Source organism: Kribbella sp. NPDC049584, from assembly GCF_040675555.1.
Classification (GTDB): domain Bacteria; phylum Actinomycetota; class Actinomycetes; order Propionibacteriales; family Kribbellaceae; genus Kribbella.
Genome location: NZ_JBFAPF010000004.1, coordinates 61,283 through 75,705 on the forward strand (window position 1 = coordinate 61,283; position 14,423 = coordinate 75,705).

Consider the following 14,423-nt stretch of genomic DNA (forward strand, 5'->3'; position numbering starts at 1 on the left):
GGGTCGCAATCTGAGCGGAAAGCATTTACGGTCAAGACCGTAAATACCCTGAGCGCTCCCTGTCAACGGAAGGTGGCACCCCGATGCGGCTGGGTCTCTATCTGAACCTCTACGGCACCCCGGACGAGCGGCCCCGGTTGGCCGACGCGGTCGAGCAGGCGAAGCTCGCCGAGCAGGCCGGGTTCGAGTGGGTCGTGCTCGGCGAACGGCACCTGCACCGGCCCGGGTACCACGAGATCCTCACGTCGATGACATGGCTGGCCGCGCACACGTCCCGGATCGGGATCGCCACGGCGGCGATCGTCGCCCCGCTGTACGACCCCGTCGTACTCGCCGAGACGCTGGCGCATATCGACGTACTGTCCGGTGGGCGGCTGACGGCCGGATTCGTGCTCGGGTACCGGCCGGAGGAGTTCGCGCTGTACGGCGTGACGCAGTCGGAGCGGGTCGGGCGGTTCGAGGAGGGGCTGGAGATCCTGACGCGGCTGTGGACGTCGGACGAGGTCACGTACGACGGGAAGTTCACGAGCATCCAGGACGCGTATCTGTCGCCGAGACCGGTGCAGTCGCCGCGGCCGCGGATCTGGAACGGCGGCCGGGTCTCGGCTGTGCTGAAGCGGACCGCACGGATGTGTGACGGGTGGACGACGTCGTTCAACGAGCTGGACGCGGACCTCCCGGCGAAGATCTCGGAGTACCTGTCGTATCCGCGCGGGGAGGGGACGCTCGGACAGGAGGTCATCCTGTGTCGCGAGGGGTACTGCGGTGCGACGTCGCAGGAGGCGCGGACGGCGTTGGAGGAGCCGCTGCGGGACCTGTACGACGCCTACACCGGGTGGAAACGTACGTCGACGGATGTCAGCCGGTACACGCAGGGCTGGGACGAGATCGTGGATCGTAGCGTGATCGGCTCGCCGGCCGAGTGTGCTGATCGGCTGGCGCACTACGAGGAGCTGGGCGCGGACGGGATCATCCTGCGGATCCAGCCGCCGGGCATGTCGCAAGCGGACGCGCTGCGGTCGATCGAGGCCTTCGGGGGGCTGGTGTAGGAGTCCCGCGGGAGCTAGCTGAACTCTGGCGTGGCCGGTGGGATGGCCGCGGCGGGACGCTCCGGCTGCTTCTCAGGTGTGTCGTCGGTGCCCGAGATCAGGCCGTTGACCCAGCGGGTGGAGGGGTCGGCGTCCAGGAGGAGGGCTTTGGCGAGGAGGGACAGGGGGATGGCGAGGATGGCGCCCAGCGGGCCCAGGACCCAGGCCCAGAAGACCAGGGACAGGAACGTCAGCGTGGTGGACATGCCGACCGCGTCGCCGACGATCTTCGGTTGGATGATCGACTGGAAGACGAAGTTGATGACGCAGTACGCGATGATCACCCAGATGAGCGCGGACCAGCCGTTGTCCAGTAGACCGAGCAGCGCGGGCGGGATGACGCCGATGATGAAGCCGATGTTCGGGATGTAATTCGTGATGAAGGCGAGCAGACCCCACAGCCACGGTAGAGGGACGCTCAGCACGTAGAGGACGCCCACGTCCACGACGGCGACGATCAGGCCGAAGATGGTGGAAACGACCAGGTACCGCGTCGTGCCGCGCGCGAAGCTGGTGAGTGCGCGCGCGATTCCGGGCCGGTGTTTTGCGGCCTCGGTCAACCGTGCGGTGAAGCTGTTGGCATCCATGCCCATGAAGAACAGCAGGATCACGATGAACCCGAGGTCGGAGAACACGCCGAACAGCTTGGTCAGCCAGCCTTGCAGGATTCCCAGCGCTTTGCCGAGGTCGACCGCCTGGAGCACGCGCTGGATCTCCTGGTTGCCGATGCCGCGGTGGGCGAGCCAGCTGCGGGCGTCGCTGATGAGCTGCGCGAATGTGTCCTGGTACGTCGGGAGCAGCGTCGCCAGCCGCGCGAGGGAAAGGGCCAGCGCGGCGGCGAGGCCGACCAGGATGGCGATCACCACGACGAGCGCGATCAGGGCGGCGATCCAGGTGCGGACGCCACGCCGGATCAGGTACCGGCGCAACGGACTGACCGCGATCGTGAGGATCAGCGCCAGGAACACCGGCCCCGCGATACTCGAGAAGCCGTGCAGCCCGCCGGCCGTGATGATCGCCCCGGCGGTCCCGAGCAGAACCACCACGCCCCGCGGAAGGGACCACGAGGCCGCCGCGTCACCACCCGCCGCGTCACCAGCCGCCGTGTCACCAGCCGCCGGGGACGGAGCAGCGATCTCCGGCGGTGGCGTGTCGGCGGAGTCAGGCATGTCGTAGCTCTCCTCCGCGTCGGACCAGGGGGTTCGAACATCTCCGACATCCGGTCCGGCGGCATCACGCGTCCCGGAGGAGGCGGCGGCGGGCGTCGTACGTCAAGGGTGAGTCGGTCCTCCCAGTGACGTCGACCGACCGTGGAAAACCCGGGTTGAGGTGAAGCCGGTGAGATGGTTCCGGTCGTAGCCTGAGTCGGACGGATGGGAGTGGCGGATGGACGTCCAGGTGGTGTTCTGGGCCGTCGTGCTCGCGCGCTTCGTGCTGCCCTTCTTCATCCTGCGGTACCCGTTGCCGGCGATCATCGCCTGTCTGCTCCTCGACGGCGTCGACCAGACGATCTTCCAGATCTTCGACGTCGAACCGCCGAACTATCAGAGCTACGACAAGGCGATGGACGTGTTCTACCTGTCGATCGCCTACCTCGCGAGCCTGCGGAACTGGAGCAACCCGGGGGCGGTCAAGATCAGCCGGTTCCTGTTCTTCTACCGTCAGGTCGGCGCGGTGCTGTTCGAGCTCACCGGGCTGCGGTTCCTGCTGCTGATATTCCCGAACACGTTCGAGTACTTCTTCATCGCCTACGAGGGCGTGCGTGCGCGGCGGAACCCGATGCGGTACGGGTTCCGGTTCTGGGTCAAGGTCGCGGCCGGGATCTGGATCTTCATCAAGCTGCCGCAGGAGACCTGGATCCACATCCTCAAGCTCGATCTGACCGACACGATCCGCGACGTACCGTGGTTCCTCCCTGCGCTGATCGTGGCGCTGCTGATCCTTGCCGCAGTCGTGTACTTCGTCATCCGTCCGCGGCTGAGTCCGCCCGATTGGACGTTGCGGCTGACCGCTGACCCGTTGCCGGTGGAAATGGACGAGGCCAGCGAGCGGATGGCGTACCGCGCCGCGCACAACCGGGTGCTGGACATGGCAGCCGTCGAGAAGATCGTGCTGATCGGGCTGACCAGCGTGATCTACGGGCGGGTGCTGCCGGGCGTACAGACCAGCGACCTCAGGCTGTTCCTCGGCATCGCGTTCTTCGTGGTGCTGAACTCCGCGATCGGGCTGTGGAGCGCGCGGCGCGGGTACGGGTGGGACTCGGCCGCGTTCTCGTTCCTCGTCCTGCTGGTCATCAACATCGCGCTGGTGTTCGTCGCCGACCTGCTGCTGACGCGGGGCAACGGGGACCTGTCGCTGCCGGACACGCTGTACTTCGTCTTCCTGGTCACCACTCTGACGATGCTCTACGACCGGTATCACCCGGTCAGCGAATTCCGCGCGACCGCGGCAGCCAAAGCCGTGAGCTGAGGAGAGCGCCATGCCGGAGCCCGAGGAAACCCTGAGCGGAGCCCATCGACGGCCCGGTGAGGTCGAGGTGCCGGAGTGGCCCAGCCGCTGGGTCGGCTGGATCCTCTTCGCCGGGGTGATGATGATCGTGCTCGGCATGATCCACGCGTTCCAGGGGTTCGTGGCGATCTTCGACGACACCTACTACCTGGTCCGCCCGTCCCGCCTGACGATCCACCTCGACTACGACGGCTGGGGCTGGATCCACCTGGGCGTAGCCGTCTTCATCCTGATAGCCGGTATCGCCCTCCTCAGCGGCCGGGTGTGGGGTCGCGTGGTCGGGGTGATCGTCGCGATCGCGAGCATCCTGCTCAATATGGCGTTCCTCGCGGCGTACCCCATCTGGTCCACGATCACCATCGCCGTCGACGTCCTCGTCATCTGGGCCCTGACCGTTCACGGCGACGAACTACGCCAGATGCTCGACCGCAAGTAGCCCTCAGGCTTTCAGCCCCGACATGGCGATGGAATCAGTCAGGTAGCGCTGGAGCAGCCCGAAGACCAGGAGGCTGGGGACGACGGTGATCGTGGCGCCGGCCATGACCTGGTTGATCGGGACGGCCTGGGTTTGGAGCGTGGCCAGGCCGACGGTGAGGGTTTGCATCGTGCCGGACTGGCCGATGACCAGCGGCCAGAGGAAATCGTTCCAGTGCCAGAGGAAGACGAAGATTCCCAGCGTCGCCAGCACCGGACGGATCAGCGGTACGACGATGGTCGTGAAGATGCGCCACTCCGACGCCCCGTCGATCTCCGCGGCTTCGAAGAGTTCGTCGGGCAGTTGCATGATGAACTGGCGCATCAGGAAGACCGCCTGCGAGTTGGCCAGCGTCGGGACGATCAGGCCCCAGTAGCTGTCCACCCAGTCGAACCGCGAGACCAGGATGTACGACGGGATCAGCGTCGCCTGGAACGGGACCATCAGCGTGGCCAGGAACGCCCAGAACATGATCTCCCGCCCCGGGAACTTCTTCTTCGCGAACGCGTATCCGGCCATCGACGCGAACAGCAGCACGCAGACGACCGAGACGAGCGAGTAGAGCAGCGAGTTGACCGTCCACCGCGGGATGTCCGAGCTCGACAGCACGCGCGAGAAGTTGTCCAGCGTGAAGTTCGCCGGGTTCAATGCATCGGGAAACGTCCGCCCACTGGGCGGCGCGAAGGCGACCATCACCATCGCCGCGAACGGAACGGTCGTCACGATCGCGATCAGCGTCAGCAAGGTCGGCAACGTCAGCCGGGCCGCCGTACGCCGCCCGGCGGACTTGGTCTCGGTGACAGCCCGCACCGGCGGGCGTTCGAGTACGTTGACCATCAGTCGTCCCTCCCGACGAGCCGGCGCTGCACGAGCGAGACGATCAGCACGATCAGGAACAGCACCAGACCGATCGCGCTGGCGTAACCGAAGTCGAAGTACTTGAAACCGCTGTCGTACAGGAAGTACACGAGCGAATAGCTGGATCGCACCGGCCCGCCGCCGGTCATCACGTACATCGCGTCGAAAACCTGGAACGCGCCGATGGTCTCGATCACGAGCACGAAGAACAGCACCGGGCGGAGTTGCGGCAGCGTGACGTAGCGGAACCGCTGCCAGGTCCCGGCGCCGTCGATCATCGCCGCCTCGAGGTACGACTTCGGCACCGCCTGCAGGCCCGCGAGCAGGATCAGCATCGAGTATCCGAAACCCTTCCACGCCGACGTCACCGCGATCGACGGCAGCACGGTGCCGGACTGGCTGAGGAAGTCGATCGGGCCGATGTTCACCAGCCCGAGTACCGCGTTCAGGAGGCCGTCCTGGGCGTCGTAGATCCACTTCCAGATGACCGCGGCGAGCACGATGCTCGTCACGTACGGGAGGAAGAACACGCCGCGGAAGAACCCGCGCTTCCAGACCACTTGGTGGAGCAGTACTGCGGTGCCGAGCGAGAGTAGGACCGTCAGCGGTACGAAGATCACGGTGTAGGTGACGGTGACGAGAAGCGCCTGGTGGAAGACGTTGTCCGACAACAACCGCGTGTAGTTGTCGAGGGCAATAAAATCCCACTTGCCGCTGAGCCGGTAGTCGGTCAAAGAGAGCAGGAACGCGCCCACCACCGGCAGAAACCTGAACACCAAGAACAAAACCAGCATGGGCGCAACGAACAACAGTCCGACCCACGGGCGCCGGATCGATCTGCGCCGACCGGACACGGGTCCCGCCCGACCCGTGTCCGGCACCTGGCGTGCCTCCGTCAACGCTGTCTCGACAGGAGGTCGTTGGCTTGTTTGGCTGCGTCGTCGAGGGCTTGCTGGGGTTGCTTCTTGCCGGTGAGGACGGCCTGGATCTCCGTGCTCAGGAACGACATCACCTGGCGCGCGGACGCGTTCGGTTCGCCCGGTACGGCGTACTGCAGGGCGTCACGGAACTTGGCCGCGTTCGGGTCGGTCGACTCGGACTTGGCATCGGTCCGCGGCGAGTAGAACCCGGACGCCTTGCTCAGCGCGTCCAGCTGGGCCGCCTGCATCATGAACGACAGGAACTTCTTCGACGCGTCGACGTTGTCCGACGCCGCGTTCAGCACCAGACCGCCCGGCAGTCCGAACCCGACCTGCTTCTTGCCGGTCAGCGGCGACCCGATCTCGACGTTCGCGGCGCCCCAGGTCTTGGTGACCGTCGCGACGTCGGCCGGCACGCTGGTCATCGTCATCGCGACCTGACCCTTGCCGAACGGCGAGTCGGCGACCACGTTCCCCGCGCTGATCGCGGTCTTCGGGATCGCGCCCTCGTCCCACAGCGACTTCAGGAACGTCAGCGCCTCCAGACCCGGAGCCTGGTTGAACGTCACCGACTTCCCGTCGTCGGCGAACACCTTGCCGCCGGCCTGCCACAGCAACGGGTAGAAGTTCAGGTTCAGCGTCGCCTCGGGAGCGGCGGAGTAGTCCAGCGTCGAGAACCCGGCCGCCTTGATCTTCGGCGCGGCAGCCTTGATCTCGTCCCAGGTCTCCGGCGGCTTGGCGATCCCGGCCTTGGCCAGCACGGTCTTGTTGTACATCGTCGAGGTGACGGTGTGGTAGATCGGTGCGCCGTACACCTTGCCGTCCACGCTCAGACCCGGGATAGCGGCCGGCAGGAACTTGTCCTTCTCCGGCGCGACCACGTCGTCGATCGGCTCCAGCGAGCCGCTCTTGACGTACTGCGGGATCTGGTCCGGGATCATCAGCAGGACATCCGGGCCCTTCTTGCCGGAGAACGCCGCCGCGACCTTCTCCTCCCGGTTCGCCCAGGGCTGCATCTCCAGCTTCAGGTCGATCCCGGAGTTCGCCGCCTCGAAGTCGGTCTCGACCTTCTTCCAGTAGGCGTCGCTGGCCGCCTGGTCGGCGATCACCGGGTACATCCAGAGCGTGACGCTCTTCTTCGAGTCCGACGAGCCCGAGTCGCCGCCGCCGCAGGAACTGAGCGCGGCGGCGAGTACGAGTGCCGTGAGTGGTGCCGCGATGCGGCGGACGCTGGATTTCATCGCACCCCCAGGGTGTCCGGAAGTCAGGGCCGGAAGTAGTGCAGCGTTGGACAGTTTTTGGCGAATAACGGTCAGGACCGAAAGTAGCCGGGCGGAATTTCTGCTGTCAACGGCTGATATCAATCCGGAACAGCTCGGACCCGCTCGTCATCAGCAGTTGATGATCTCCCCGGACCCCGAGCCGCCGGTGCGCGTGCTCGACGAACAGCGTCGGCACCGCCTTCTTGCCGGGCTCGATCCGGTAGATCTTGTTCAGGTCGATGCTCACGTAGACAGCCTCCGGTGTGGACACGATGTCCCCGCTCGAGGTCGTCGTACCGAGCGTGAACGACTTCTTCAGCTTGCCGCTGTCGGGGGCCACCGCGAACACTGTCTTGCCCGCGACGCCCCACAGCAGGCCGTCCGGCCCGATCGTGACCGACGAGACCGTCGCCGCACCCGGCACCGGCACGGTCTCCCAGAGCTTCTGCTTCTTGGCCACGTCCCACGCGAATACTGTGCCCGCTTCCCGGGTCGGCGGTGTGGTGGTCAGCCCGCCGGCGATCGACGTGCCGCCGTACACGATGCCGCAGTTCGCGGTGAGGCCGAAGACCGACTCGTCCTGGACGACGTTGCGGTACTTCTCCGCCGTACCGGTCTTCGGGTCGTAGATGACCAGTGCGCCGCCGAGCCGGTCGCCGTCCGGCACGGTGCCGACCGCGATCTTGCCGTTCACCTCGGCCAGTGCGCGGGCCCGGGTCTGGAACAGGTCCGGCTTCAGGTTGAGCGCTTGGACCGGGTTGTCCGGCGTACCGGGCGGCCCCGGGGAGTACTCCGGACTGCTCCACGGCTTCGACGTGTCGTATGCGTAGAGGCGGGCCTCCGGATAGGCGCCGATCCAGACCGTGCCGTTCGAGCTTTCCATCAGCGCCTCGACCTGCGAGAACCGGTTGAACGTCGCGGCGCCGGTGTCCGGGTTGACGACGGACACGCCGCCGTTCAGGAAGCCGCCGGCGTAGATGTTGTCCTTGCCGCCGGCCACGGACAGGATCTCGATCGGCTCCCGCCGGACCTTGGTCTGGAAGATCTCGGACTTGCCGGTCTGCGGGTTGTACCGGAACTCCTCGCCGCGCCAGAGCGTGCCGACCACGCTGGTCCCCGGGTAGTCCGGGAGGTCCAGGTCGGCGTACCCGATCGAGCGGGCGTTCTGGATCCGGCCGGTGAAGGTCAGGCCGGTCCCGGTCAAGGTCTTGGTGGCCGGGTCGTACTTCTTCAGCTCGCTCGCCTGGATCATGTACAGCGAGCCGTCCGCGCCGATCGGCGAGATGTCCAGGCCGTGCTCGTTCGGGATCTCGTCGACCCAGGTCCGCGACGCGATGTCCCAGACGTACATCGGGCCGGGGAACGCCGTACTGACCCGGGTGTACACGCGGCCGCCGCGGACGTTGAGGTCGTAGACGACCTTGTCCTTCGGGTCGCCCATCGTCGGCGGCGCCGGGATCTCGGTGACCGCCCCCGTGGCCACGTCGATCTCCTGGAAGTACGCATCCGGCTCTGTGCCGGTGTAGAGCTTGCCGTCGGCGTAGTCGATGCTCTTGACGTACCCCTGGCCGGCCTTGATCGTGCCGTAGTCGCGGACGGCGCCGGTCGCGTGGTCGTAGCTGAACACCCGCCCGTGCGGGTACGTACCGCCGTACACATTGCCCTGCTCGTCGACGGTGATCCGCAGGATGAACGTCTCCGACGCGAGTGGCCGGCCCAGATCCTCGGCCGTGGTCGCGCCGGGCTTCAACCGGTACAGGTGGCCGTTGTTGTACGTGCCGGCGTAGATCGTGCCGTCGGGCGCGGCGGCGACCGCGTAACTGCCGTCCGCGCCGGGCAGCGCCGCTGACAGCAGGCTGTCGCCGGTGGCCGGGTCGATGGCGTTGAGGTACGCCGGACTGCCGCTGGACACGTTCCAGATCGCGGTCTTGCCGTTCGGGCCGGGTGCGACGGTACCGCCGATCAGCAGTACGTCGGACAGCGGAACGCCCAACGAGGTCAGGGTCGCTGTCGGCGGATGATGCCCGGCCTGAGCAGCGGGAGTGGTCAGGGTCGTGACGAGTACGGCGGCGAGTGCCACCGCGATGAGCGAGCGGGCTGATCGCATGCGATGCCTCCGGGGTGCCGTATTTACGGTCCTGTCCGAAAGTGAAGCTCCGACGGCATCACGAAGTCAACGTCTCGGCAGAAAAACCCAATGAAGGAAAGATCAACCCGCCCTTCGCTTCGCTCAGGGGCGGGGGAGGGGTGTGTGGCAGCAGGAGCTTCGGTTTCGGCCTCGGCCGTTAAGGCTGCGGGATGGTGGCGAGCAGATTCTGCAGCATCCCACGAGTGGCGGCGAAGTAGCTGTTCTCGCGGTGCAGGGCGCGGTGGAAGGCGGCCAGCTCGGCCGGCGAGATCGTGTTCGAGAACGTGCTGATCTCGGTCAGGTCGAGCCGGCGGTTGAACAGATGCACGGTGTCCCGCCAGCGATGCAGCAGCCCGACCAGGTCTGCGTCCCGGTGCAGTCCGAGCGCACCCGACACCAGCGCGAGATCCACCGCGGACACCACCAGCCGCGGGTACACCTGGCGTGAGGTCGGCGCGTCCGGCGAGAACCGCTCGTCGTTCAGCAGCCGGGTGTTCTCCTGCAGCTCGTCCACCACAGCACGCAGTACTTCGGTACGCCGCTCTGCCTCGGCCGTGAGCCGCTCGACGAAGATGCCGCTCAGGCCGGCGACCAGGGTGAGGGTGTTGACGGCCGGCTCCCACCGCGAGTTTCCCGGCCAGAAGAACCAGATGATGCCGAGAACGAACGCCACTGCGAGCAGGCCGTACGTCACCACGGTGACGACGGTCCGCCGGGTCATGTCGCCCAGATGTCGTCGGCGAGGCTGTGCGCCGTCTCACCGGCCGCATCCGGCGCGAGCAGGAGCAGCTCGAGGCCGAACGGGTTCGGACGGCGGGTGTACCGGAACTGGGACTGGATCGCCTCGACCGGCGTCAGCCGGCAGGCCTCGGTGAGCCGCTTCAGCCGGGCCGTGGAGTACTTCCGGGTGGTGTAGAGGCGGATCGTGTCACCGATCGGCAGCACCACCTCGGTGTGGTCCGGCAGCTCCATCCGGATCTCGGCGTCGGTGTCGTTCTGCCAGAGGATCTTGACCAGCAGCGCGTCCTCGTCCTCGACCTCGCCGATGAACTTGACCCGGTCGTTGTTGATCTTGAGATCGGTGTTGTACCGCAGCGCGCTGGTGACGAACTCCGCGAACGCGCGGGTCTGGTGATACTCGTCGGCGGCCGCGTCCGCGGTCTCCTGGTCCAGCCGGGTCGTACTCGCGACCTCGAGCAGCAGCCGGTCCTGCGGCCGCAGCACCCCGGTCAGGATGCTGAGCAGTTCCTCGTCGCTCTCGAAGTTGGCCAGCGTGTTGCCGGTGAGCGTGAACAGGATCGGGTCGTTGCCGACCAGCCGGGCGAGCATCTGCGTGAGCTCGTCCATGTTGTCGGCGATCGAGAAGTCGAGCTGCACCGGCAGCACCTGCGACACCGGGAAGCGGGCGCCCCGGACCGGCTCCAGCGTGCCCATCCGCAGCATCTCGGAGCTCATGTCGACCGGGATGTAATACATGTCCCGGTTGTTCCGGAGCATGTCGCTGAGGATCGTGCGGTCCTTCACGCCGGTGCCGACGCCGAGGCTGACCAGGTGGAAGCCGCCGTTCTCGACGTGCGGACGGACCTTTCGCCAGTGCCGCAGGAACGACTCCGCGCCGGCCTTCATGACCAGGTAGAACGGGTCGTTGGTGGCGTTCGCCCAGGCGATGGTCGGGCCGATACCCCAGTACGAGAAGCCGGACGTGATCTGTTTGCCGTCGCCGGTGGTCGACACCGGCCCGCGCAGGTCGCCGGTCAGCGTCGCGAGCTTGTCGGTCTGATCCTCACCGACGAGCAGCAGCGACCAGGCGAAATCGTCGTCGGCCAGCGCATGCTCGAGCTTCCGGATCACGGGTACCGGCTCTGCCACGTCCCACCCCTCACACGATGAGACGTCAGATTATCGGTTGCCGGACCATACCGCTGGTCAGATCGGGGTCACCGCGTCGGCCTCGCGGCCCTTCGGCCCGTCGACGATCTGGAACTCGACCTGCTGGCCGTCCTCGAGGGTCTTGTAGCCGTCCGACACGATCTTGCTCCAGTGCACGAACACGTCGTCGACGTCGTTGCCGTCGGTGTCGCCACCGGTCTCGACGGCAAGAAAACCGTAGCCCTTGTCGGCGTTGAACCACTTCACGGTGCCGCGCACCATCGGAACTCCTCGACCACGGGACCCGCTTATCCAGGCCCCTCGCGATCAACAAGCCTAACCGAGCCTGCCGCCACGCAGAGCGCGGTGCCCACGAGCGCGGCGCTGACCCACAGCGGCCCGCGGAACCCGACGGCCCCGATCGCGAGCCCGCCGAGGACCGGCCCGGCGGCCGCTCCGACGTTCAGCGCGGCAGTCGCGAGACCCCCTGTCAGGACCGGCGATTCGGCACCGGCGTACAGGGCGTAGGCGATCAGCGTCGAGCCGACCGCGAACGACAGACCGCCTTGCAGGAAAGCGAGAACGACGGTCGGTACGACGTGAGCGGCGGTCAGGGCGAATGCGCACCAGCCGAGCAGCAAGATGCCACTGGCAACCAGTACGAGCAGGTGGTCGCCGCGGTCGGCGTACCGGCCGGCGACGGTGACGCCGGCGAACGAGCCGAGGCCGAACAGCGCCAGTACGAGCGGCACCCAGCCGACGCCGAGACCGGTGACATCGGTCACGATCGGGGCCAAGTACGTGAACGAGCAGAACGTCGCGCCGTTGACGAAGGCTCCGAGCAGCAGCAGTACGACGAGCCGCGGCCGGATCCCGAGCCGCATCGTGACCGGGCCGCTGCCCCGGGCGGGGACCGAGCGCAGGATCGCCGCCAGCGCGGGCAGCGAGATGATCGCGACCGCCCAGAACGCGGACCGCCAGCCGAGGGCCGAGCCCAGCAGGGCGCCCGCCGGTACGCCGACGATGCACGCGAGCGTCGTACCGCCGAGCAGGACCGACGTCGCCCGGCCCTTGGCGTCCGGGCGGACCAGGCTGGTGGCGGTGGCGAGCGCGACGGCCAGGAAGCCGGCGTTCGCGAGCGCGGCCAGGACCCGCGTGATCAGCAGAACGGTGAAGCTGGTCGTCAGCGCGCCGACCACATGGACGGCGAGGAACACGCTCAGCGTCACCAGCAACGTCCGCCGGCGCGGCCACCGGGCGCCGAGGACGGCGATCGCCGGGGCGCCGGCGATCATGCCGAGCGCGAAGGCCGACGTCAGCCAGCCGGCGGTGGGGATGGAAACGCCCAGGTCGTGGGCGATGTCCGGGCCGAGCCCGGACAGCATGAATTCGGAGGTCGCCTGGGCGAACACGGCCAGGCCGAGCAGGTACAGCACGAAAGGCATGGAGATACTCCCGTAGACCATCGATGGAATGCGTCATCGGTGGTTACGGTCTGTCGGCCTCCGGGCTGGACATGGCGTGGAGCTTAGGCAACGGCCGGGACGCCGTCCACCGAGTTAGCCGCGGCGGGAGGCGGCCAGGCCTAGGACGCCTGCCGCGACCAGTAGCAAGGCGCTGGTGACGCCGAGGTCGTCGGTCTGCAGGACGCCGTTCTCGGTCAGCATCCAGATCGTGGCAGCGCCGGTCAGGACGGCCCCGGCGACCACGCCGGGAACGTCCGGCCGGGTGGGTCCGGTCTTTCGTGGCTGGCTCATCCGCGCTCCACCTTGATGCTGCCCAGCCTGACGTCCAGGTCCAGGGTGACCTGCTGCGGACCGGCCTTGCCGTCCGTGCCGAGGTCGTTGAGGTTCAGCTCGGCATTATGGCCGCCCTGGTGCTGGTCGAGGAAGGCTACGTCTCCCATTTCGGCCGACAGGTTTCCGGTCACGTCGACGTCCGCGGGGACCTTGACGATCACCTCGCCGGCACCGCCGTGGACGTCGACCTTCGCGCCCGGGCCGAACTTCGCGTGGGTCAGGTCGAGATGCACCGAGCCGGCGTCGAACTGGTAGCTCGTCCCGGTCGCGGTGATGGTCTGCCCGGTCGGCGCGACGTAGTTGGTGTCGGCGAAGTTGTGCGGCACGTTCGGGAACACCGTGCTCGCCACCGCACCGGCCGCGAGCAGGATGCCCAGCGGCAGCAGGGCCAGCGTGCGGCCGACGAACCCGCCGAGCAACATGCCGGCGCCGAGTGTGGCCAGGCCGACGACCAGCATGGTCGCCGTCGACGCGCCCGCCAGCGCCGCGATGCCGATCGCGAGACCGGTCAGTACGACGACGATCGACTTGATCCCGCGCATGCCCTTCGCGGGCGGTCCGGCCGGCCGGGTGCTGACCGGCGGGGTGGTGCCGGCCGGCTCGTCGACGTACAGGCCGAGAGGGTCGTCCTCGGTCCACACAGGCTGGACCGGTTCGACGGTGCGGTCCTGGGGTCGCTGTGTGGCCGAGGACGACGGACCCGCCGGGGGAGCTGACGGGTCGTTCTGGGACGGTGCGTACGCCGAAGTGGCTTGCTGAGCGGGCGGGGTGTCCTGCGGGCGACCGGTCCAGTTGGTATCCTGTCCGGTCCAGTTCGCGTTCGGGCCGCCCATGTACTGGTTCCGCCGGCCGCGGCCGATCCCGCCGTTCTTGCGCTGCTTGGCCACCACCCAGATCACCGCGAGCACGATCAGCGGCCCGGGAACGAAGCGGCCGAAGTCGAACGACGACATCATCGCGATCGCGGCGAAGACACAGGCGCCGATCACGACCGGCCACAACCACGGGTGGTCGGGACGGATCCGGTCACCGAGCAGATTCTGCGCCGCCGAGCGGTCGCTGCCCTCGTCGGGCATCATCGCCCAGGCGGCGATGTAGAAGATGATCCCGGGGCCGCTGAGGATCAGTACGGCCATGACCACGCGGATCAGCACGGGGTCGATGTTCAGCGCGCGGCCGATGCCGCCGCAGACACCGGAGACCCAACGGTCCGACCTGCTGCGCCGCCACGTCTGCGGGTTCTGCAGGCGGTCGCGGTCGAACCCACCGGGTCCACTCTGGTTCTGCTCCATGTCATCGATACTCACACCTTGGTCAGATGCGGACCATCGGGATGCACCCTGACGATCCCCGGAGTCGGCGCGTGGCAGGCGAGGGTTTCGGGGTTCTCCCCGAGGCGACCCTGAGCCAGGCGGGCGGGCGCTGAGGAGGCGGCCCGGGACAAGCCTGCTGGTGTGCGGCCCGTCCACATGTGACGATCGTGGTGATGAGCCAGCCAGCAGCCGCGCCGCCGGGC

General features: G+C 67.4%; 14 protein-coding genes. 3 read left to right on the forward strand and 11 right to left on the reverse strand.

Annotated features, from left to right (window positions below; genetic code table 11):
- The first annotated feature begins 83 nt into the window (after positions 1-83).
- Positions 84-1,049 (forward strand): LLM class flavin-dependent oxidoreductase, encoded by a 966-nt coding sequence (locus tag AB0J62_RS16520; RefSeq protein WP_363870674.1) that lies wholly within the window; start codon positions 84-86, stop codon positions 1,047-1,049.
- Between the two features lie 14 nt (positions 1,050-1,063).
- Here the strand turns inward: AB0J62_RS16520 and AB0J62_RS16525 are convergent, their stop codons facing one another.
- On the reverse strand, positions 1,064-2,257 hold the full coding sequence (locus AB0J62_RS16525; RefSeq protein ID WP_363870677.1) for an AI-2E family transporter: 1,194 nt from the start codon (positions 2,255-2,257) through the stop codon (positions 1,064-1,066).
- A 217-nt stretch (positions 2,258-2,474) separates the two neighbouring features.
- On the opposite strand from AB0J62_RS16525, the gene AB0J62_RS16530 reads away from it, so the two are divergent.
- Both AB0J62_RS16530 and AB0J62_RS16535 read left to right on the forward strand, forming a co-directional pair.
- Positions 2,475-3,557, forward strand: coding sequence for a hypothetical protein (locus AB0J62_RS16530; protein ID WP_363870680.1), 1,083 nt, complete (start codon positions 2,475-2,477; stop codon positions 3,555-3,557).
- Between the two features lie 10 nt (positions 3,558-3,567).
- Positions 3,568-4,032: a hypothetical protein gene (locus AB0J62_RS16535; protein WP_363870683.1), complete on the forward strand. Its 465-nt coding sequence runs from the start codon at positions 3,568-3,570 to the stop codon at positions 4,030-4,032.
- Between the two features lie 3 nt (positions 4,033-4,035).
- On the opposite strand, the gene AB0J62_RS16540 is transcribed toward AB0J62_RS16535, so the two are convergent.
- The 10 genes from AB0J62_RS16540 to AB0J62_RS16585 form a co-directional block, all read right to left on the reverse strand.
- The gene (locus tag AB0J62_RS16540; protein ID WP_363870686.1) at positions 4,036-4,908 is read right to left on the reverse strand and encodes a carbohydrate ABC transporter permease; all 873 of its coding nucleotides are present in this window, start codon (positions 4,906-4,908) and stop codon (positions 4,036-4,038) included.
- On the reverse strand, positions 4,908-5,723 hold the full coding sequence (locus tag AB0J62_RS16545) for a sugar ABC transporter permease (protein ID WP_363870689.1): 816 nt from the start codon (positions 5,721-5,723) through the stop codon (positions 4,908-4,910). Before AB0J62_RS16545 ends, AB0J62_RS16540 begins: the two co-directional genes overlap by 1 nt.
- Before the next feature lie 101 nt (positions 5,724-5,824).
- Positions 5,825-7,090, reverse strand: coding sequence for an extracellular solute-binding protein (locus AB0J62_RS16550; RefSeq protein ID WP_363870692.1), 1,266 nt, complete (start codon positions 7,088-7,090; stop codon positions 5,825-5,827).
- Positions 7,091-7,196: 106 nt separating this feature from the next.
- On the reverse strand, positions 7,197-9,218 hold the full coding sequence (locus tag AB0J62_RS16555; protein WP_363870695.1) for a hypothetical protein: 2,022 nt from the start codon (positions 9,216-9,218) through the stop codon (positions 7,197-7,199).
- 178 nt (positions 9,219-9,396) lie between these two features.
- Positions 9,397-9,960 (reverse strand): hypothetical protein, encoded by a 564-nt coding sequence (locus AB0J62_RS16560; RefSeq protein ID WP_363870698.1) that lies wholly within the window; start codon positions 9,958-9,960, stop codon positions 9,397-9,399.
- Complete coding sequence (locus AB0J62_RS16565) at positions 9,957-11,108, reverse strand: L-histidine N(alpha)-methyltransferase (protein WP_363870701.1); 1,152 nt, start codon at positions 11,106-11,108, stop codon at positions 9,957-9,959. Before AB0J62_RS16565 ends, AB0J62_RS16560 begins: the two co-directional genes overlap by 4 nt.
- Before the next feature lie 57 nt (positions 11,109-11,165).
- Positions 11,166-11,390: a cold shock domain-containing protein gene (locus AB0J62_RS16570; RefSeq protein ID WP_363870704.1), complete on the reverse strand. Its 225-nt coding sequence runs from the start codon at positions 11,388-11,390 to the stop codon at positions 11,166-11,168.
- 26 nt (positions 11,391-11,416) lie between these two features.
- A complete protein-coding gene (locus AB0J62_RS16575; protein ID WP_363870707.1) occupies positions 11,417-12,553 on the reverse strand; it encodes a Cmx/CmrA family chloramphenicol efflux MFS transporter in 1,137 nt (378 codons plus the stop codon).
- Positions 12,554-12,667: 114 nt separating this feature from the next.
- Positions 12,668-12,865, reverse strand: coding sequence for a hypothetical protein (locus AB0J62_RS16580; RefSeq protein ID WP_363870710.1), 198 nt, complete (start codon positions 12,863-12,865; stop codon positions 12,668-12,670).
- A complete protein-coding gene (locus AB0J62_RS16585; RefSeq protein WP_363870714.1) occupies positions 12,862-14,199 on the reverse strand; it encodes a PspC domain-containing protein in 1,338 nt (445 codons plus the stop codon). Before AB0J62_RS16585 ends, AB0J62_RS16580 begins: the two co-directional genes overlap by 4 nt.
- Positions 14,200-14,423 lie beyond the last annotated feature (224 nt).